22 protein-coding genes are annotated in these 17,669 nt (G+C 69.6%); 5 read left to right on the forward strand and 17 right to left on the reverse strand.

What is annotated here, in order from left to right; translation table 11 throughout:
- Positions 1 to 552 (reverse strand): NUDIX hydrolase, encoded by a 552-nt coding sequence (locus tag AB0F44_RS07120; RefSeq protein WP_357353975.1) that lies wholly within the window; start codon positions 550 to 552, stop codon positions 1 to 3.
- 156 nt (positions 553 to 708) lie between these two features.
- Here AB0F44_RS07120 and AB0F44_RS07125 point away from each other — a divergent pair, with 156 nt between their 5' ends.
- On the forward strand, positions 709 to 900 hold the full coding sequence (locus AB0F44_RS07125; RefSeq protein ID WP_350658798.1) for a type II toxin-antitoxin system VapB family antitoxin: 192 nt from the start codon (positions 709 to 711) through the stop codon (positions 898 to 900).
- Here AB0F44_RS07125 and AB0F44_RS07130 read toward each other — a convergent pair.
- The 13 genes from AB0F44_RS07130 to AB0F44_RS07190 all read right to left on the reverse strand — a co-directional run bounded on the left by AB0F44_RS07130 (position 884) and on the right by AB0F44_RS07190 (position 11,887).
- Positions 884 to 1,318 carry a hypothetical protein gene (locus AB0F44_RS07130; RefSeq protein ID WP_357353977.1) on the reverse strand — a complete coding sequence of 145 codons (435 nt, stop codon included), beginning with the start codon at positions 1,316 to 1,318 and terminating at the stop codon, positions 884 to 886. The two genes, AB0F44_RS07125 and AB0F44_RS07130, sit on opposite strands and share 17 nt — an antisense overlap.
- 109 nt (positions 1,319 to 1,427) lie before the next feature.
- Positions 1,428 to 3,050: an ATP-binding cassette domain-containing protein gene (locus tag AB0F44_RS07135; RefSeq protein WP_357353979.1), complete on the reverse strand. Its 1,623-nt coding sequence runs from the start codon at positions 3,048 to 3,050 to the stop codon at positions 1,428 to 1,430.
- Between the two features lie 126 nt (positions 3,051 to 3,176).
- Positions 3,177 to 3,527, reverse strand: a complete 351-nt coding sequence (locus AB0F44_RS07140; RefSeq protein ID WP_256328404.1) for a DUF2200 domain-containing protein — start codon at positions 3,525 to 3,527, stop codon at positions 3,177 to 3,179.
- Between the two features lie 10 nt (positions 3,528 to 3,537).
- The gene (locus AB0F44_RS07145; RefSeq protein ID WP_357353981.1) at positions 3,538 to 4,299 is read right to left on the reverse strand and encodes a methyltransferase domain-containing protein; all 762 of its coding nucleotides are present in this window, start codon (positions 4,297 to 4,299) and stop codon (positions 3,538 to 3,540) included.
- A gap of 11 nt (positions 4,300 to 4,310) precedes the next feature.
- Positions 4,311 to 5,600, reverse strand: a complete 1,290-nt coding sequence (locus AB0F44_RS07150) for a dihydroorotase (protein WP_357353983.1) — start codon at positions 5,598 to 5,600, stop codon at positions 4,311 to 4,313.
- Entirely contained in the window at positions 5,597 to 6,538 is a 942-nt protein-coding gene (locus tag AB0F44_RS07155) for an aspartate carbamoyltransferase catalytic subunit (protein WP_357353985.1), read from the reverse strand. Before AB0F44_RS07155 ends, AB0F44_RS07150 begins: the two co-directional genes overlap by 4 nt.
- A complete protein-coding gene (gene pyrR / locus AB0F44_RS07160) occupies positions 6,535 to 7,110 on the reverse strand; it encodes a bifunctional pyr operon transcriptional regulator/uracil phosphoribosyltransferase PyrR (RefSeq protein ID WP_357353987.1) in 576 nt (191 codons plus the stop codon). Before pyrR ends, AB0F44_RS07155 begins: the two co-directional genes overlap by 4 nt.
- A 62-nt stretch (positions 7,111 to 7,172) precedes the next feature.
- Complete coding sequence (locus tag AB0F44_RS07165) at positions 7,173 to 8,183, reverse strand: NADPH:quinone reductase (protein WP_357353989.1); 1,011 nt, start codon at positions 8,181 to 8,183, stop codon at positions 7,173 to 7,175.
- 108 nt (positions 8,184 to 8,291) lie between these two features.
- Positions 8,292 to 9,473 (reverse strand): hypothetical protein, encoded by a 1,182-nt coding sequence (locus AB0F44_RS07170; RefSeq protein WP_357353991.1) that lies wholly within the window; start codon positions 9,471 to 9,473, stop codon positions 8,292 to 8,294.
- A 173-nt stretch (positions 9,474 to 9,646) separates the two neighbouring features.
- Positions 9,647 to 10,060 (reverse strand): transcription antitermination factor NusB, encoded by a 414-nt coding sequence (nusB, locus tag AB0F44_RS07175; protein WP_350658808.1) that lies wholly within the window; start codon positions 10,058 to 10,060, stop codon positions 9,647 to 9,649.
- A 3-nt stretch (positions 10,061 to 10,063) separates the two neighbouring features.
- The gene (efp, locus tag AB0F44_RS07180) at positions 10,064 to 10,630 is read right to left on the reverse strand and encodes an elongation factor P (RefSeq protein ID WP_141804907.1); all 567 of its coding nucleotides are present in this window, start codon (positions 10,628 to 10,630) and stop codon (positions 10,064 to 10,066) included.
- Positions 10,631 to 10,757: 127 nt separating this feature from the next.
- Entirely contained in the window at positions 10,758 to 11,345 is a 588-nt protein-coding gene (locus tag AB0F44_RS07185; RefSeq protein WP_357353994.1) for a hypothetical protein, read from the reverse strand.
- A gap of 86 nt (positions 11,346 to 11,431) precedes the next feature.
- Positions 11,432 to 11,887 carry a type II 3-dehydroquinate dehydratase gene (locus tag AB0F44_RS07190; protein ID WP_357353996.1) on the reverse strand — a complete coding sequence of 152 codons (456 nt, stop codon included), beginning with the start codon at positions 11,885 to 11,887 and terminating at the stop codon, positions 11,432 to 11,434.
- A gap of 135 nt (positions 11,888 to 12,022) precedes the next feature.
- Here AB0F44_RS07190 and AB0F44_RS07195 point away from each other — a divergent pair, with 135 nt between their 5' ends.
- The 4 genes from AB0F44_RS07195 (at position 12,023) to AB0F44_RS07210 (ending at position 14,783) form a co-directional block, all read left to right on the forward strand.
- On the forward strand, positions 12,023 to 12,628 hold the full coding sequence (locus tag AB0F44_RS07195; RefSeq protein ID WP_357353998.1) for a TetR/AcrR family transcriptional regulator: 606 nt from the start codon (positions 12,023 to 12,025) through the stop codon (positions 12,626 to 12,628).
- A 36-nt stretch (positions 12,629 to 12,664) separates the two neighbouring features.
- Complete coding sequence (locus AB0F44_RS07200) at positions 12,665 to 13,822, forward strand: acyl-CoA dehydrogenase family protein (RefSeq protein ID WP_357354000.1); 1,158 nt, start codon at positions 12,665 to 12,667, stop codon at positions 13,820 to 13,822.
- Positions 13,823 to 13,884: 62 nt separating this feature from the next.
- Complete coding sequence (locus tag AB0F44_RS07205; RefSeq protein ID WP_357354002.1) at positions 13,885 to 14,274, forward strand: AraC family transcriptional regulator; 390 nt, start codon at positions 13,885 to 13,887, stop codon at positions 14,272 to 14,274.
- A 47-nt stretch (positions 14,275 to 14,321) separates the two neighbouring features.
- Positions 14,322 to 14,783, forward strand: coding sequence for a VOC family protein (locus AB0F44_RS07210; RefSeq protein WP_357354004.1), 462 nt, complete (start codon positions 14,322 to 14,324; stop codon positions 14,781 to 14,783).
- 63 nt (positions 14,784 to 14,846) lie between these two features.
- On the opposite strand, the gene aroB is transcribed toward AB0F44_RS07210, so the two are convergent.
- Genes aroB through aroC form a run of 3 tightly spaced genes read right to left on the reverse strand, consistent with a single transcriptional unit; the run spans position 14,847 to position 17,649 of the window.
- A complete protein-coding gene (aroB, locus tag AB0F44_RS07215; RefSeq protein ID WP_357354006.1) occupies positions 14,847 to 15,953 on the reverse strand; it encodes a 3-dehydroquinate synthase in 1,107 nt (368 codons plus the stop codon).
- 2 nt (positions 15,954 to 15,955) lie between these two features.
- On the reverse strand, positions 15,956 to 16,471 hold the full coding sequence (locus tag AB0F44_RS07220; RefSeq protein ID WP_357354008.1) for a shikimate kinase: 516 nt from the start codon (positions 16,469 to 16,471) through the stop codon (positions 15,956 to 15,958).
- Positions 16,471 to 17,649: a chorismate synthase gene (gene aroC / locus AB0F44_RS07225; RefSeq protein ID WP_357354010.1), complete on the reverse strand. Its 1,179-nt coding sequence runs from the start codon at positions 17,647 to 17,649 to the stop codon at positions 16,471 to 16,473. The genes AB0F44_RS07220 and aroC overlap by 1 nt, the downstream gene beginning before the upstream one ends.
- Positions 17,650 to 17,669: the final 20 nt, after the last annotated feature.

Genomic DNA, 17,669 nt, shown 5'->3' on the forward strand with positions numbered 1-17,669 from the left:
TCAGGCACCGAGGGTCTTCAGCTTCTCGAGCATCCGACCCATGTGCGGGTCGAACGGGCCCGGGTCGGCGGCGCGGATCTCGGAGGGTGTCCACCAGCGAACACCGGCATACTCCCGCTCGTCCGGCTCCAACGGGGCCTGGTGGTCGTGGGCGAGGACGAACCAGAGGCTGACGTCGGTGTGCGGGTCCGGGCGGTCGGGCCGGGTCGTGGCGACGGTGATGAACAACGGGAATGGTTCCTCGAGGCACTCCCGACGCACGGTGTCGGCGGGGTCCTCTCCCGGCTCGACGTGACCTCCCGACGGCAGCCACAGGCCCGACTTGCGGTGGTCGCCCAGCAGGATGTGGCCGCTGACGGGGTCGACGAGCAGGAAGTAGGAGACCAGGTGCTTGGCCGGCTCGGTCGGAGCGGTGGTGCGCCGGAACACGTCGTTGGTCACGCACAACCACGCCGACGCGTCGGCGATGTGACCGCTCTCCACGTCGTCCATCGGCTCGATCGAGTCCACCATGATCGTGATGTCGGTCAGCAGTCGGTCCTCCGGGCTCATGGTCGTGCACCGTAGCGGCGAGCACCGACATCCCGGCCAGGTGCGGTGCCAGGTGAGTGCGACACGATGTGACGGTTGTCGCAGGTCATTGCGTTGCATGGTTGTGCACCGCTAGCGTTTCGATGTTTCATCCAGATTTCCGTGCGGGGGTACGCAATGACCGAGACGTCGATCAGCATCGACAAAGAGCTGTTGGCCGAGGCGAGAAAGATCGCCGGGACGACGACCAACCAGGCTGCGATCGACCACGCGCTGCGTGATCTGGTCGAGCGTGAGGCCGCCTCGGCGGAGTTCGACCGCATCGTCTCGCGCGAGCTCGGTGACACGAAGGTCACGCTGGAGTTCTGAGCTCGCCGAGCTCGTCCAACGGGACCGGCCAGAAGTCTTGGTCGGTCGCGAGATGGATGACATCGACCGGCACCGCCGCCACCGCACACGCCCCGTATAGATGGGCGGCGTTCTTCCGGTCCGACAGGCTCGGTGGTCCTCCGCCCGGCCGGCACAGCAGGAGCTCGACCCGGTCGAAGCCCAGCTCACCGACTAGGTCGTGCAGCATCGTGGCGACGTTGGCAGCGCCGTCGTCGCCGATCTCGACAGGCACCTTCTCGATCTGACACAGCTGTGGGAACGGAACGCCGTCTGCACCGACGAGCATGAACCACAGCCGCGGCTCGGGCCAGCCGAGTGGGTTGATCAGGTGTCGCCAGGCGGCCTCGACGTCGGCCTGGGTGCGGAGGACTGGAGCGTACGGAATCTTGTCGGTCATGGGTCAAAGGCACCATGGCCCGTCGAGGAGGACAACGACGATCTCGTCGCCTGTGGATAACTCTGCTCATCCACAGGGTTTCGCCCGTAAGTGGCCCGCCGGCGACGCCTCAGGGCACGAGTCGGTGCTCCGGTCCCGACCAGCGCCGCCGCAACCAGCGGTCATGGGAGGCGACGACGATGGTGCCCGGGGTGACCCCGATCGCCTCCTCCAGCTCGCCTGCCAAGGTGAGCGAGATGTGGTTGGTGGGCTCGTCGAGAAGCAGCAGGTCCGGGCCGGTGGCGATGGCGATCGCCAGGTCGAGCCGCCGACGCTGGCCGACGCTCAGCGCACCGACGGGCCGGTTGAGGTCGCGCGGGTGGACCAGGCCGAGGTCACGTAGCGGCACCTGGGTCGCCAGCACCTCCCCCACCGACTCCAGGTAGACGTCGGAGACCCTGCGGCGCAGGTCCCCGAACTGCGGGTCCTGGGTGAGCTCCTCGACATGCCGGGCGCTGACCTGGACCTCCCCCGAGGTCGGCTTCACGCGCCCGGAGATCACTCCGAGCAGCGTGGACTTGCCGCTGCCGTTGGGCCCGGTGATCAGCAGGTGCTCGCCTGCCACGATGTCCAGGACCGGCAGGCTGACCCGCTCCTCGACCACCAGATCGCGTACGACGACCATCCTCCCGCTCGTGCCCGCGGCCGACAGCGCAGCATTGAGCCGCAGGGGCGGCGGTGGCTTGCGTACCTGTGCCTCCTCGGCCTCTTCCAGCCGCCGGTTGGCGTCCTTCTTGCGGCGGGCGACGGTGCGCTCGACGTTGCTGCCCTTGAACTTGTAGATGAACTTGTCGTTGTCGGTCGGGCCGCGGTTGTGGGCGATCGCGTCGTTGCCGATCTTGGTCGCGGTGCGCAGGCGCTTGAGCTCGTCCTGCTGCTCTGCGTACGTCTGCTCCCACCGCTCGCGAGCGGCCGCCCGTGCCTCCTCGTAGGCGCTCCACCCCCCTCCGAAGAGCCGGCCGCCGGCACCGTCGGTGCCGAAGGCGGTCGGGTCCAGGTCGAAGAGGCCGGTGGCGACCTCGTCGAGGAAGACTCGATCGTGGGAGGCCATCAGCACGGCCCCGGGGAGGTCGCGCAGGAACTCGCCCAGCACCGCGACCGCCTCGTCGTCGAGGTGGTTGGTGGGCTCGTCGAGCAGGAGCGCGTCGGGACGGCGGGTGATCGCGGTCGCCAGCGCCAGCCTGGTCCGCTGCCCGCCGGAGAGCGTGCTGATCGGACGTTCCCGGTCCAGGCCGCTGAGGCCGAGGCGCTCGGCGGCCAGGATGGCCCGCCGGTCGGCGTCCCACGCGTCGTGGGCAACGGCGAAGTCGAGCGCGCTCGCGTACGTCTCGGCGACCTCGGGATCGTCGAGTCGGTCAGCGAGCGTCTCGACCGTGGCGACGGCCTCCCGGAGTGGGCGCAGGGTGGTGGCGAGTACGTCCTCGATGCTCGCCGCGTCGCGGAACGGCGGCTCCTGCGGCAGCCAGACGAGGTCGTCGGGCGCCTCGAGCGTGCCTGTGCGTTGGGCGGTGGGCGGCAGCCGGTGTGCGATAGCGCGGAGCAACGTGGACTTGCCGGCACCGTTCTCCCCCACGAGCGCGATCCGCTCGCCCGGGGAGACGGTGAGGTCTATCCCGGCGAGGACGGAGCCGCTGCGGAAGGAGACGGAGAGGTCGCGGACGACGATCGGTCCGGAAACGATGGAAGATGACATGCAGCGCTGGCCTTCGGGTTCGAGGACGACCCGCCGGGCATGTGCCTCGGGCGCGAGTCGGAGGTCAGCGCAAGATCTTCATGATGAGTAAAGAATACGCGGCCGACGGCCGCGCCGTCCAACCGATTAACCGCGCAGGATCTTCTCCATCGCCTTGCCCTTGGCCAGCTCGTCGACCAGCTTGTCGAGGTAGCGCACCTGGCGCATGACCGGGTCCTCGATCTCCTGGACGCGCACGCCACAGACCACCCCGGTGATCAGCTCCGAGCTCGGATTGAGGTCGGCCGCGGCGAAGAACTCCTCGAAGCTCGTCCCCGCCTCGATGTGCTTCGCGATCGCGTCGTCATCGAAGCCGGTCAGCCAGGTGATCACCTGGTGCAGCTCGGCTGTGGTGCGGCCCTTCTTCTCCACCTTCGTCACATAGTGCGGGTAGACGGAGCCGAAGGGCATCTTGTAGACGCGCTCGAGGTTATCCACGCTCCCGAGCCTAACCCGGACGCTCCGCGACGAGCTGGTACATCCCGGCGATGCGTACGAACGGCTCCTGGTCGCACAGCTCGCGCTCGAGCTCGAGGAGGCGGTCGAAGTAGGCAGGGTCGTTCTTGGCGTCGTTGTCGGTGAGCAGGTCGTTGGCGATCCTGGTGCCGAAGCGGCCGGTGACCACTAACCCCGCAGAGGCGAGCTCGGCCTCGAGATCGCCCATGGCGATCTTGCGTACGTCATGGTCGAAGGTCACGGTGCGCTTGGTGTCCGCGCGCAGCTCGGTGAGCGCGGCCTCGGGACCGTCCGTGACCAGCTGGCGCAGCACCATGCTGGCCGGGTTGGGCACCATCACCGAGAGCATGCCGCCCGGGCGCACGGCGGCCGCCAGGCGGCGTACGTCTCCGGCGGCGGCCGAACGATAGTGCAGCACGAAGTGGCACAGGACGAGGTCCCACTCGCCCTCGGGCAGGTCGTCGAGACCGCCGGCGAGCGTGGCCAGGTCGGCACCAGCATCCGCGGCCCGACGCTTCGCCTCGGCCAGCCAGGACTCCGACGGGTCGAGGATCGTGACCTCGTGCCCGGCCAGCGCCAGCGGCAGCGCGTCCATCCCGTCCCCGCCGCCGACGTCGAGGATCCGCAGCCCCTCACCCAGCTCCGCACACTGGCGCCGGAGAATCTCCTCGACCACGGTGTAGCGGATCCGGCCCCACGGGGTCGCGGTGTAGGCGCGCCACTGCGCGAGCTTGTCGGAGAAGACGTCGGTCACGGCGGTGGAGCCTAACCGGCGTACGTCTGCTTTCCGCGGAGGAAGGTGGCGACGACGCGACCGGTGAGCTTGCGGTCGTGCCAGGGGTTGTTGCGCGAGAGCGAGAGCGAGCGGTCGCGATCCACGACGTAGCTCGCGGCCGGGTCGACCAGGGCCAGGTTGGCCGGCTCACCGACCTCGATCGGGCGCCCGTGCTCCTCCAGACCGGCGATCCGGGCCGGGGTCGTGGACATGACCCGGGCGACGCCGGCCCAGTCCAGCAGACCCGAGGAGACCATGACGGTCGAGACGACCGAGAGCGCCTCCTCGAGCCCGAGCATCCCGAACGCGGCGTCGACGAAGGCGTGCTCCTTGTCCTGGCGCGCGTGCGGGGCGTGGTCGGTGGCGACCGCGTCGATGGTGCCGTCAGCCAGCGCCGTACGCAGGGCCTCGACGTCCTCGGCGGGGCGCAGGGGCGGGTTGACCTTGAAGGTCGGGTCGTAGCCGGCGAGCAGGTCGGTGGTCAGCAGCAGGTGGTGCGGGGTGACCTCCGCGGTGACGGCCCAGCTGCCGTCCTTCTCCGCCTGTGCCTTCGCCCAGCGCAGCACCTCGACGGTGCCGGCGGTGGAGGCGTGGGCGACGTGGACGCGCGAGCCGGTGTGGCGGGCGAGCATCACGTCGCGGGCGACGATGACCTCCTCCGCCACTCCCGGCCAGCCGGGCAGACCGAGGCGCCCGGAGAGCTCACCCTCGTGGCAGCAGGCCGAGCCGTAGGGCGCCAGCGAGGGGTCCTGGGAGTGCTGGGAGATCACGCCGCCGAACGCCTTGACGTACTCCAGCGCCCGCCGCATGACGCGCGGGTCCGAGACACAGCGGCCGTCGTCGGAGAAGACCTTGACGCCTGCCCGGGAACGGTTCATCAGGGACAGCTCGGCGAGTTCCTCACCGGCCAGCCCCTTGGTCACCGCGCCGACCGGGAAGACGTCGGCCAGCCCGGCCTCGCGGCCGAGGTCCCACACCGAGACCGCGGCCTCGGCCGTGTCGGTGACCGGCGAAGTGTTGGCCATCGCCAGCACCGCGGTGTAGCCGCCGGCAGCGGCCGCCGCCGCACCAGAGGCGACCGTCTCGGCATCCTCGCGGCCCGGCTGGCGCAGGTGGGTGTGCAGGTCGACCAGACCCGGGAGGAGGACGAGGCCGGAGGCGTCGACCACCTCATCGACGGTCGCCGACAGCGTGCCGATCTCTCGGATCACTCCCCCGTCGACATGGACATCGGTCGGCTCGGCCCCGAGGACGGAGACTCCCTTGATCAACAGGCTCATGCGGACTCCTCGCCGGCAAGCAGGTGGTAGAGGACGGACATCCGGACCGCGACCCCGGCCGAGACCTGGTCGAGGATCCGCGAGGAGGCGGCGTCGGCGGCCTCGGGAGAGATCTCCAGGCCACGGTTCATCGGCCCGGGGTGCAGGATCGGCGCGCCCTCGCGCAGCATGCCGAGCCGCTGGCGGGTGAGCCCGTAGCCGACGGTGTACTCCCGTGAGGTCGGGAAGTAGCCACCGCTCATCCGCTCCCGCTGGACGCGGAGCATCATCACCGCGTCGACCTCCGGCAGCACGTCGTCCAGCGAGTAGGAGGTGGCGAAGCCGTCGGCCTTGGCCCACTCGGTGATGCCCGAGGGCATCAGCGTGGGCGGGGCGACGGCGACCACGGAGGCGCCGAGCTTGATCAGCGACTTCACGTTGGACCGGAACACCCGCGAGTGGGTCAGGTCGCCGACGATCGCGATCCGCTTGCCCTCCAGCGAGCCGGGTCCGCCGAGCTGGCGTTGGAGCGTGTAGCCGTCGAGGAGCGCCTGGGTCGGGTGCTCGTGCATCCCGTCGCCGGCGTTGATCACGGGGATGTCGAGCCAGCCCGCGACCTGATGGGCCGCGCCGGAGGCCGAGTGACGCATCACCAGGCCGTCGACGCCCATCGCGGTCACGGTCAGCACGGTGTCGCGCAGCGACTCGCCCTTCGAGGCCGAGGAGCCCTTCGCCGACAGGTTGATCACGTCGGCCGAGAGCCACTTGCCCGCGATCTCGAAGGAGGACCGGGTGCGGGTCGAGTCCTCGAAGAAGAGGTTGATCACCGTACGCCCGCGCAGCGCCGGAAGCTTCTTGACCTCGCGCTTCTGGACGTCGTGCATCTCGGCGGCGGTCGCGAAGAGCTGTTGGATCTCCTCGGCGCTCACGTCGTCGATGGACAGCAGATGCTTCGTCATGCCGGAACCCCCTCGAGCTCCACGATGCGTACCTCGTCGATGCCGTCGATCTCCTCCAGGCGCAGCCCGACCCGCTCGGAGCGGGCGGTCGGGAGGTTCTTGCCGACGTGGTCGGCCCGGATCGGCAGCTGGCGGTGGCCGCGGTCGACGAGAACGGCCAGACGTACGACCGCGGGGCGGCCGTAGTCGGCCAGGGCGTCGAGCGCGGCGCGGACGGTGCGGCCCGAGAAGAGCACGTCGTCGACCAGCACCACGGTCTTGCCGTCGATGCCGACGGGCGGGATCTCGGTGTGGTGCGGAGCGCGCGTGGGATGAGTGCGCAGGTCGTCGCGGTACATCGTCACGTCGAGCGCGCCGTGCGCGACCGGATGGCCCTCGGCGGCCTCGATCCGCGTGGCGATCCGCTTGGCCAGCGGCACCCCGCGGGTGTGCAGACCCAGCAGCACCAGGTCTTCCGCATCGCGGTTGCGCTCCAGGATCTCGTGGGAGATCCGGGTCAGCGCCCGGGAGATGTCACGGGCATCGAGCACGACGCGGCCTTCGGCCGCAGGCTCTTGGACAACACCAGACAAGGTTGTGGTCTCCTTCTCCGCCTCACGGGACGGCTCGTTAAAGGATCGGCCCAACCCTATCCTCACTCCAGGTCGATGAGCACTTTCCCGACGGCACCCGCCTCGACCGCGTCGTGGGCGGCGGCGGTCTCCTCGAGCCGGTAGTGGTGAAGAGGTACGCCACCCTCGGGCCCCACACGCAGCGCCCCTGCCGCCACGGCGGCGGCGACGTCCTCGGCCGCGGCCTGGATCTGTGCCGGCTCGATGCGGTAGAGCTGGAGGAACTGGTAGCGCAAGTTGAGCGAGAACGTCGTTCGCACGGGCAGGGTGAGCTCGTCGCCGCCGTTGTTCGCGTAGATCGCGATCGTGCCGCGATTGGCGATGACAGCGAGGTCGAGGTCGTTGTTGACCGCAGGGGCGACCTCGACGATCTGGTCGACGCCGTCGGGCGCGATCTCGCGGATCTCGGCGGCCGGGTCGCCCTCGCGGTAGTTGACGATGTGGTGCGCCCCGGCGGCCTTCGCCAGCGCCGCCTTCTCTGCGGAGCTGACCGTGGTGATCACCGTCGCGCCCGCCCATACGGCGAGCTGGATCGCGGCGTTGCCGACCGCTCCGGCACCGCCGTGGACGAGGATGGTGAGGCCGCTGAACGACTCCGGGGCCACCCGCTCGACCGCGCCGGAGGTGAGCGCCCGATGGGCGGTCATCGCCGGGACCCCGAGCGAGGCGCCGAGGTCGTAGGAGGCGCCCGCGGCCAGCTCGACGGCCTTGTGGGCCGGCACGGTGACGTACTCCGCGGCGGTCCCCCAGGCCTGCCCGTGCTGGACCATGTAGAGCCAGACGGGCTGACCGACGATGTGGGTGGTGACGCCCTCGCCGATCTCCTCGACCACGCCCGCGCCGTCCTGGCCCGGGGTCGCCTCGGGAGTCGTGAGGGTCGCGCTGACGCCGGCGCGTACCTTCCAGTCGGTGGGGTTGACCCCCGCCCGCACCAGCCTGACCAGGACCTCGCCCGGGCCGGGCTTCGGCACCGCTCGTTCAGCGAGCTTCATGACAGACGACGGGCCATTCTCGGCATAGACGATCGCGCGCATACGGCGACCCTAGCGTGGAACTGGACGGGCACTTCATGGACTTGTGGGGTGTTTCAGTGCCCGTCATGTCCAGGGATACCCGGTCGACCGGGTATCCCTGGGACATGGTTAAAGGGCGTGGGCCATCCCAGCGCAGGCCTTCAGCCACGACATCTTGGTCTCCTCCGAGAGCTGGGAGTACTGCACCGTGGACCCCGCGACGAGCACCGGGTCGAACGGGACCCGGTAGACCCCGCGGGTGCGCTGCGTGTAGACCTCGGTGAGGTCGCGGGCCAGGTTGGTGTCGACCTTCGGGGACGGGTCGGAGAGCACGGTGATCGTCTTCAGCTTGAGGTCGGCATAGCCCGACTCTTGGAGCGCGTCGAGCATCCACAGGCCGCTGTAGCCGGTGTCCTCGCGCACCGTCGAGGTGACCACGAGCAGGTCGGCCGTGTCGGCGGCGGCCAGCCAGTTCTCGGCACGCATGTTGTTGCCGGTGTCGACCAGGATCACCTTGTAGAAGCGCTCCAGCAGCTGGTGCACCTGCCCGAAGTCGTCGGCATGGATCTGGCCGGTGACATCGGGCCGCTCGTCGGAGGCGAGCACGTCGAAGTGGGCGTCGCCCTGGGAGCGTACGAAGGCACCGAGGTCGCCGATGCGCGACTGGTAGACGTTGTTGAACGCGGCCAGGTTGTCGAGCAGCTCGCGGGTGGTGTTGCGGTGGGTGCTCCGCATGCCGCGGATGCCGAGGGTGCCGCGGGTCTCGTTGTTGTCCCAGGCCACGATCCCGCCACCGCGCACGGTGCCGAAGGTGTAGCCCGCCGCGAGCACGCCGGTGGTCTTGGCGGCGCCGCCCTTGGGATTGATGAAGACAATCGTGCGCGGTCCGTCGAAGTCGCGCTGGATCATCGCCCGGTCCTGCTCGTAGGCGACCTCGTCCTGCCCCATCTTCGGGCTGATCAGCCCGCCGGACATCCTGCGGATCGCGCCTCGCCAGCCCCAGGTCGCGGGGCCGAACCCTGCCGACTCCGCGCGCCGGTCGAGGAAGTCGGTCGCGCTGGGGACCTCCTGGCCATGGACGCCCGGGGGTGGCGGCGTCACCGCCGCCGGAGGGGGCGGGGCGGGTGTCGTGGTGACCTGTGGGTTGGTGATGCGAGTCGCCTCCTGACTCGGGTCCGGATGGGGCTGGGTGGGGGGCATCGGCGGCCGTCCCGCCGTGTTCGGCGGGGGCGGCGTCACCCAGTGCGAGGGTGCGCCGGCCGGCCGGGTGCGCGAGTCCGGCTCGTCGTAGGGGTTGTTCTCCTGCGTCATGCGCTCTCCGAATACGGGTGCTTGGTTACGGCCTCCATCACAGCCTTGGGTCCAAACATACGGTCCCGACCGAAGCAATCGTCGATAACCGGAAAACACACGCGTCGCGCCGCACCCGAAATGACGCTACGCCTGCCCGGAACGGTCCCGGACAGGCGTACGTCTCATGCTGATCAGGCCTTGGCGAGGTCCTTCGCGACCGCGGCGAGCACGCCGTTGACGAAGGACGGCGAGTCGTCGGTCGACAGCTCGGTCACCAGAGCGGTGGCCTCGCTGATGGCGACCTCGGCGGCGACATCGCCGTCGAGGAGCTCCCAGACGCCGAGGCGGAGGACGTTGCGGTCCACCGCGGGCATCCGGGCCAGCGACCAGTCTTTGGCGAAGGCGGCGATCAGGGCGTCGATGCGCTCGGACTCGGCGACCACGCCACGGACGAGCTTGACCGTGAACGGGTTGTTGGGCACCTGACCCTCGCGGATCTGCTGGTCGAGCAGATCACCCGCGGAGAGTCCACGGGCTTCGGCGGCGAAGAGCAGGTCGAGCGCGCGCTTACGGGCCTTGGTGCGGGCGGTGGCGACGTGAGCCACAGGTCAGCCCTTGACGCGGGAGAGGTAGGAACCGCCCTCACGGGTGTCGACCTTGATCTTCTCGCCCTGCTCGATGAAGAGCGGCACCTGGATCTCGGCGCCGGTCTCCAGGGTGGCGGGCTTGGTGCGGCCGGTGGCCGAGTCACCCATGACGCCGGGCTCGGTGTAGGAGATCACGAGCTCGACCGACGGCGGGAGCTCGACGAAGAGCACGCGACCCTCGTTGGTGGCCAGAATGACCTCCTGGTTCTCCAGGAGGAACCCGGCGCCGTCGCCGATGATCTCCGGGCCGACCTCGACCTGGTCGAAGTCCGCGACGTCCATGAAGACGAAGTTGTTGCCGTCGTTGTAGAGGTACTGGAACGAGCGGCGGTCGACCGTGGCCGTCTCGACCTTCGTGCCGGCGTTGAAGGTCTTGTCGACGTTCTTGCCCGACTCGACGTTCTTCAGCTTGGTGCGGACGAAGGCCGGACCCTTGCCGGGCTTCACGTGCTGGAACTCGACCACCTGCCAGAGCTGGCCCTCGATCTTCAGCACCATGCCGTTCTTGAGGTCGTTCGTCGTCGCCATAACCGTCCGTCAGCCTTCGTCTCTTTGACCTGCACCGATGCAGGCTTCAATTGTCAATGTTCGTCAGGGTTCGCAGGGCCACCAAGGGCCTCGGAGAATCCTATCCGCGAGTCCGCACAGGGCCGAATCAAGCGAGGATCGCGACCTTCCCGGCGAGATCCACCAGTGACAGTACGCCGACGACCAGCGCCAGCGCGCGCAGGACCCACAGCGTGGCGCTCCCCGCGGTCCCCGTCTGCGGAGGGACCGACCATGCGGCCAGGATCCACCGCTCCGCGACCACCGTCAGCGCGGCACCGTACGCCGCGGGGACCGCCACGAACGCCAGCACCGAGACCAGGGCCGGCTCGAGCAGGGTGAAGTCGACGCCGTCGGTGTGGACGAGGAGGTTGCCCACCCCCATACCGGCGGCGAGGGTGACGCTGAGGACCCGGAACCACCACGGCCCGAACAGCAGCCACCGGACGAGCAGGTAGAGCACCGCACCGACGACACCGAGGATCGTGGCGATCGCGACGAGGTTGAGCGAGCCGCTCAGGGTGAACCGCCCCATCTCGAACCCGTCGTCGCTGGTCACGCCGTCGGCCGCCGGAGTGAGCCGGATGAGCAGATACATCACGATCCGCCCGCCGACGCCGCCGATCAGAGCACCGAGCACCCCGCCGGCGAGCAGCACGGCGAGCACCCGCGCGAGACCTGCCACCAGCCCACCCATGGGCCCACGGTGGCCCTGAGACTGGGGTACGCCCGGAACCCGGGGCAGCGGTCGCCAATATGGGTCAGGGACCGGCCACGGATTGGTCAGGCGTCGCCGAGCTTCGAGGCGATGACTGAGAGCGCCTCGTGGTAGCCGTCGATGCCCTTGCCTGCGACGACAGCGATCGCGTGGTCGGTGACCACGCTGGTGTGCCGGAACACCTCGGGGCGCTTGGTCGGGTCGGAAATGTGCACCTCGACGAGCGGAGCGGTCAGCTGCGCGCAGGCGTCGTAGATGGCGTACGAGTAATGGGTCCAGGCGGCGGCGTTTAGCACGACCGGGATCTCCTTGTCGGCCGCGGCGTTGAGCCAGTCGACCATGTTGCCCTCGTGGTTGGTCTGACGTACGTCCACGGCGAAGCCGAGCGCATGACCCCAGTCGACGCACATCGCGGCGAGCTCGTCGTGGGTGGTGTGCCCGTAGATCTCGGGCTGACGCTTCCCGAGACGTCCGAGGTTGGGGCCGTTGAGGACCAGGACCGGCTGCAGCTTCTTGCTCACCCGGCCATCCTGTCACGGGCTCCCGACGGTCTTTGGGGCTGTCTCGACACGGTGACGGCGATCCCAATCTAAGCGCTCACTTATATTGTGCGACACTGGATCCGACACCAGCAGACTCCGACACGAGGATGGCCGATGAGCGAACTCCGCACCAGCACCCAGGCGCGCGGCGATCGCAGCCGCGCCCGTCTGCTCGACGCGGCGGTCCAGGCGTTCTCCGCCAAGGGGTTCCATGGCACCAGCACCCGCGACATCGCCACGGCGGCGGGGTTGAGCCCGGCGGCGGTCTATGTGCACCACCGCTCCAAGGAGGAGCTCCTGCACGCGATCGCGGTGCGTGGCCACGAGGTGATCCTCGAGGCGGTCACCGACGCGACCCGCGCCGACGCCACGCCCGCCGAGCGGGTCGCCGCCGCCGTACGCACCTATGTCCTCTTCCACGCCCGCTCACACACGACGGCCCGGGTCATCAACTACGAGCTCGCCGCGCTGACCGAGGAGCACTTCCGCGAGATCGCCGGACTGCGCCGCGCCATCGACACCGTCATGCGTGAGGTCGTCGAGGAAGGCGTACGCAGCGGCGACTTCGACACCCCCGACCCCGCCAAGGCCGCCACCGCCCTGCTCTCGCTCGGCATCGACCTGGCCCGCTGGTACCGCGACGACGGCTCCTGGACTCCCGACGCCCTCGCCGACTTCTATGCCGACCTGGCGCTCCGCGCCGTCGGCGCCCGCCCCTGACCCCTACAAGGAAGCACCCGAGGAGACAACACCGCCATGCGCCGCACCATCTACACCGAGGACCACCAGTCCTTCCGCGAGACCATCCGCTCGTTCATCGAGAAGGAGGTCTCCCCCGTCTATGACGAGTGGTACGAGGCCGGGATCGTCCCCCACGACTTCTACCTCAAGCTCGGCGAGCTCGGTGTGTGGGGCATCCAGGTGCCCGAGGAGTACGGCGGCGCCGGGATCGAGTCGTTCAAGTACTCCGCGGTGATGACCGAGGAGCTCGCCCGCGCCGGCGTCTCCTTCGGCGGTTCGTCCGTCCATGTCGGGCTGTGCCTGCCCTATCTCCTCAACCTCGGCACCAAGGAGCAGATGGAGCGCTGGATGCCCGGCTTCGTCTCCGGTGAGGAGATGTGGGCGATCGCGATGACCGAGCCCGGCACCGGCTCCGACCTCGCCGGGATGACCACCAACGCCAAGCTCACCGAGGACGGCAAGCACTACGTCCTCAACGGCGCCAAGACCTTCATCACCGGCGGTGTCAACGCCGACCGCGTGATCGTCTGCGCCCGCACCGCGCCGGCGACGCCCGAGGACCGGCGCGGCGGGATCACTCTGCTCGCCGTCGACACCTCGCTCCCGGGCTACGAGGTCGGCCGCAAGCTCGACAAGCTCGGGCTCAAGGTCTCCGACACCGCCGAGCTCTCCTTCACCGACGTGCACGTCCCCGCCGAGGACGTACTCGGCGAGGTCGGCAAGGGCTTCTCCTACCTCGGCCAGAACCTCCCCGTCGAGCGCCTCGGCATCGCCGTCGGCGCCTACGCGCAGGCCGCGGCCGCCGTCGAGTTCGCCAAGAAGTACGTCGCGGAGCGCAAGGTCTTCGGCACCACCGTCGCCTCCTTCCAGAACACCAAGTTCGAGCTCGCCGCGTGCAAGGCCGAGGTCGACGCCGCCGAGGCCGTGGTCGACCGCGCCATCGAGGCCGAGGATGCTGGCACCCTCACCGCCGCCGAGGCCGCCTCGGCCAAGCTGTTCTGCACCGAGGTCGCCCACCGCGTCATCGACCGCTGCCTCCAGCTCCACGGCGGCTACGGCTACATGAACGAGTACCCCATCGCCCGCCTCTACGCCGACAACCGCGTCAACCGCATCTACGGCGGCACCTCCGAGGTCATGAAGCTGATCATCGCTAAGGACATGGGTCTGTGACCTGCTAGAAGCCCTGCCGAGTCGGCTCGTCATGACGAGCCGACTCGGCATACGCTCGGAGCATGACGCCGCGCGAGGACGAGAATCGCCGCTTGCTGCGGGCGCGGGACGCGATGGACCGACACTACGCCGAGCCGCTCGACGTTGCTGCGATCGCCCGCGTCGCCCACGTGTCGCCGGCGCACTTCAGCCGCCGCTTCAAGGTGGTCTTCGGGGAGACGCCGCACCGCTATCTGCAGCGGCGGCGGATCGAGCGGTCGATGGCGCTGCTGCGGGACACCGCGACCCCGGTCACCGATGTCGCGCTCACGGTCGGCTTCAAGAGCCTCGGCACCTTCAGCCGTACGTTCCGCGACGTCGTCGGCACCTCACCGACCGACTACCGCGCCCGGGCCGACAGCCCGGCCGTTCCGGGATGTGTCGCCCGTGCCTGGATGCGGCCGGCGAGCTGAGCAGTTTCGGAGAAGCGCCCGGCGTCGAACCGCCGCAGACTGGTCACATGCTGACCAACATCAACATCACCGGAATCTACGTGCTCGACCAGGACGAGGCGCTCGACTTCTATGTCGGCAAGCTCGGGCTCGAGGTCGGGAGCGACGTCGACATGGGCTTCATGCGCTGGCTCACCATCCACCTTCCCGGCGACCCCGACCACCAGCTGCTGCTCGAGGTCCCGGGCGGCTCCCCCGCCCACAGCGAGGAGACGGCCGCCCAGCTGCGCGACCTGGTCACCAAGGGCGCCATGGGCGCCGTCGTCATCTTCAACACCGACGACTGCGAGAAGCTCTACGAGGAGCTCTCCGCCAAGGGCGTCGAGTTCACCGACAAGCCGACCAAGCAGCCGTACGGCATCGACTGCGCCTTCCGCGACCCCTTCGGCAACCACATCCGTGCCACCCAGCGTGTCGAGGGCCCCGTCGAGGTCACCGACGAGGACATCGCGCGCTGGTCTGGGAAGTGAGTCGAACCACGGAAGGAATTTTCCTTCCGTCCACGCCGACCGACGCCATCCAGGCGACCGACGTCAGCCGGCGACGACCGCGTACGCCTCGCGCAGCTGCTCTTCGGACGGACCGGTGAGGATGCGGGGGTCGGCGAGGTCGTGGAGAACGAGGAAGCGGAGGACGGAGCCGCGGGCCTTCTTGTCGACCCGCATGGCACCGATGAGGTCGTCGAAGCTGGCCTCGACGCCCAGCTCTTTGACGGTGGTCGGGAGGCCGACCTTCGCGAAGGTCGGCGCGTGCCGGGCGGCGACGTCGTCGGAGAGGACTCCGGCGAGCCGTGCGAGCTCGGCGGCGTACACGCACCCGACGGCGACCGCGTCACCGTGGCGGATCGAGAAGCCGGAGTGCTTCTCGAGCGCGTGGGCGAGCGTGTGGCCGTAGTTGAGCGTTTCGCGGCCGGGGTGGCCGTCGGCGCCACCGGTCTCCTTCAGGTCGGCTGCGACGACCTCGGCCTTGACGCGGATCGCGCGCTCGACCAGCTCGGCGAGAACGGGCGAGGAAGCGGTGATCTTGTCGGTCTCGTCGACCAGGCGCAGGATCTCGGGGTCGGCGATGAAGCCGCACTTGACGACCTCGCCGAGACCGGCGATCAGGTCGGCCTCCGGCAGGGTCTCGAGCAGGGCGAGGTCGCACAGTACGCCGGCGGGCTCGTGGAACGCGCCGACGAGGTTCTTCCCGGCAGCGGTGTTGACGCCGGTCTTGCCGCCGACCGCGGCATCGACCATGGCGAGCACCGTGGTGGGCACGTGCACGACGCGTACGCCGCGCAGCCAGCCGGCCGCGACGAAACCGCCGAGATCGGTCGTCGCGCCGCCACCGAAGGTGACGACGGCGTCGGAGCGGGTGAAGCCCTTCTCCCCCAGCGCCTCCCAGCAGTCGTTGGCGACTGCGACCGTCTTCTGGTCCTCGCCGCTGGGCAGCCCGAGGCCGAGCACGTCGTAGTGCTTCAGCAGCTCCTCGAGCACCGGCTCGGCATACTCGGCCAGGTCGGCGGCGTAGAGGAACGCCACCCGCTGGACGCTCTCGCCCAGGAGTCCCTGGAGACGGCCGGCGAGGCCAGAGCCGATGACGACGTCGTACGCTGCGGCGCTCTCGACCCTGATGACGGTGCTGACAGGTTCGGTCACATCTACTCCGTGGTGTTCAGCGCGGTGAGGGCGGTGGCGAGCTCGGCGGCGACATCATCGGCCGAGCGGCCGTCGGTGTCGACGACCAGCGTCGCGACCGACTCATAGATCGGTGCGCGCTCCTCCAGGAGCGTCTTGATGCGGCCGCGTACGTTGCCGAGCAGCATCGGACGACCCGAGCCGAGCCCGACCCGCTTGACCGCGTCCGCGACCCCGACCCGCAGGTAGACGACGGTGTGCTCCTTGAGCAGGATCTGGGTTCGATCAGCCAGGACTGAGCCGCCGCCGAGGGAGACGACCCCGTAGTGCTCGGCGAGCGCGGCGGCGACGGCGTCGGCCTCGACCGCACGGAAGTGCGCCTCGCCCTCGTCGACGAAGATGTCCTGCACGCTTTTGCCGGCGGCAGCCGCGATGTCCTCGTCGGTGTCACGCAGGGTGACCCCGAGACGGGAGGCGAGCAGCGCTCCGACAGTCGACTTCCCCGCACCCATCGGGCCGACGAGCACGACAGCCGCCATCACACGTACCTCAGGTTCGCGAGGTAGGACTCGGCGTTGCGCTTGGTCTCGCCGACCGAGTCGCCACCGAACTTCTCCAGCGTCGCCTCGGCCAGCACGAGCGCGACCATCGCCTCGGCGACCACACCGGCGGCGGGTACCGCGCAGACGTCGGAGCGCTGGTGGTGTGCGACGGCCTCCTCACCGGTGGCCACGTCGACGGTGCGCAGCGCACGCGGCACGGTCGCGATCGGCTTCATCGCGGCGCGTACGCGCAGGATCTCGCCGGTCGACATGCCGCCCTCGGTGCCGCCGGAACGCCCGGAGGCGCGGCGGATGCCGTCGGCGGAGGGAACGATCTCGTCATGGGCCTTGGAGCCCGGGGTCGCGGCGAGCTCGAAGCCGTCACCGACCTCGACACCCTTGATCGCCTGGATGCCCATCAGCGCACCGGCCAGGCGCGCGTCGAGGCGCCGATCCCAGTGCACGTGGGAGCCGAGGCCCGGCGGCAGCCCGTGGACGACGACCTCGACGACGCCGCCGAGGGTGTCACCGTCCTTGTGGGCCTCGTCGATGCGGGCGACCATCTGCTTGGAGCCGTCGGGGTCGAGCACCCGCACCGGGTCCTCGTCCAGGCGCGCCACGTCCTCGGGAGCGGGGACCTCGCGGCCGGGCGTACGGACTCCGCCGATCTCCAGGACGTGGGAGACCAGGCGGACGCCGAGCGCCTGCTCGAGGAAGGCCGAGGCGACCGCGCCGAGCGCGACGCGGGCCGCGGTCTCGCGCGCCGAGGCACGTTCCAGGATCGGGCGGGCGTCGTCGAAGTCGTACTTCTGCATCCCGACCAGGTCGGCGTGACCGGGCCGCGGACGGGTCAGCGGCGCGTTGCGCGCCTGGCTGGCCAGCACGTCGGCGTCGACCGGGTCGGAGGCCATCACGGTCTCCCACTTGGGCCACTCGGTGTTGCCGACCTCGATCGCGACCGGACCGCCCTGCGACTCCCCGTGGCGTACGCCGCCGGTGATCCGCACCTGGTCCTTCTCGAACTTCATCCGGGCACCGCGGCCATAGCCGAGCCGCCGCCGGGCCAGGGCATCAGCGATGTCGTCAGAGGTGATCCGGACGTGGGCGGGCAGACCCTCCATCACGGCCGTCAGGGACGGACCATGGGACTCGCCCGCAGTGAGCCAACGCAACATGACGTCAGTCTTTCATCCCG

The organism is Nocardioides sp. NPDC023903 (assembly GCF_040639295.1).
Taxonomy (GTDB): Bacteria; Actinomycetota; Actinomycetes; order Propionibacteriales; family Nocardioidaceae; genus Nocardioides.

What these genes read in the sequence shown, in the direction of transcription:
- AB0F44_RS07120 (WP_357353975.1), bottom strand. Translation starts at nt 552, where the DNA reads ATGAGCCCGGAGGACCGACTGCTGACCGACATCACGATCATGGTGGAC.
- AB0F44_RS07125 (WP_350658798.1), top strand. Translation starts at nt 709, where the DNA reads ATGACCGAGACGTCGATCAGCATCGACAAAGAGCTGTTGGCCGAGGCG.
- AB0F44_RS07130 (WP_357353977.1), bottom strand. Translation starts at nt 1,318, where the DNA reads ATGACCGACAAGATTCCGTACGCTCCAGTCCTCCGCACCCAGGCCGAC.
- AB0F44_RS07135 (WP_357353979.1), bottom strand. Translation starts at nt 3,050, where the DNA reads ATGTCATCTTCCATCGTTTCCGGACCGATCGTCGTCCGCGACCTCTCC.
- AB0F44_RS07150 (WP_357353983.1), bottom strand. Translation starts at nt 5,600, where the DNA reads ATGAGCCTGTTGATCAAGGGAGTCTCCGTCCTCGGGGCCGAGCCGACC.
- AB0F44_RS07155 (WP_357353985.1), bottom strand. Translation starts at nt 6,538, where the DNA reads ATGACGAAGCATCTGCTGTCCATCGACGACGTGAGCGCCGAGGAGATC.
- AB0F44_RS07165 (WP_357353989.1), bottom strand. Translation starts at nt 8,183, where the DNA reads ATGCGCGCGATCGTCTATGCCGAGAATGGCCCGTCGTCTGTCATGAAG.
- AB0F44_RS07170 (WP_357353991.1), bottom strand. Translation starts at nt 9,473, where the DNA reads ATGACGCAGGAGAACAACCCCTACGACGAGCCGGACTCGCGCACCCGG.
- efp (WP_141804907.1), bottom strand. Translation starts at nt 10,630, where the DNA reads ATGGCGACGACGAACGACCTCAAGAACGGCATGGTGCTGAAGATCGAG.
- AB0F44_RS07185 (WP_357353994.1), bottom strand. Translation starts at nt 11,345, where the DNA reads ATGGGTGGGCTGGTGGCAGGTCTCGCGCGGGTGCTCGCCGTGCTGCTC.
- AB0F44_RS07195 (WP_357353998.1), top strand. Translation starts at nt 12,023, where the DNA reads ATGAGCGAACTCCGCACCAGCACCCAGGCGCGCGGCGATCGCAGCCGC.
- AB0F44_RS07200 (WP_357354000.1), top strand. Translation starts at nt 12,665, where the DNA reads ATGCGCCGCACCATCTACACCGAGGACCACCAGTCCTTCCGCGAGACC.
- AB0F44_RS07205 (WP_357354002.1), top strand. Translation starts at nt 13,885, where the DNA reads ATGACGCCGCGCGAGGACGAGAATCGCCGCTTGCTGCGGGCGCGGGAC.
- AB0F44_RS07210 (WP_357354004.1), top strand. Translation starts at nt 14,322, where the DNA reads ATGCTGACCAACATCAACATCACCGGAATCTACGTGCTCGACCAGGAC.
- AB0F44_RS07220 (WP_357354008.1), bottom strand. Translation starts at nt 16,471, where the DNA reads ATGGCGGCTGTCGTGCTCGTCGGCCCGATGGGTGCGGGGAAGTCGACT.
- aroC (WP_357354010.1), bottom strand. Translation starts at nt 17,649, where the DNA reads ATGTTGCGTTGGCTCACTGCGGGCGAGTCCCATGGTCCGTCCCTGACG.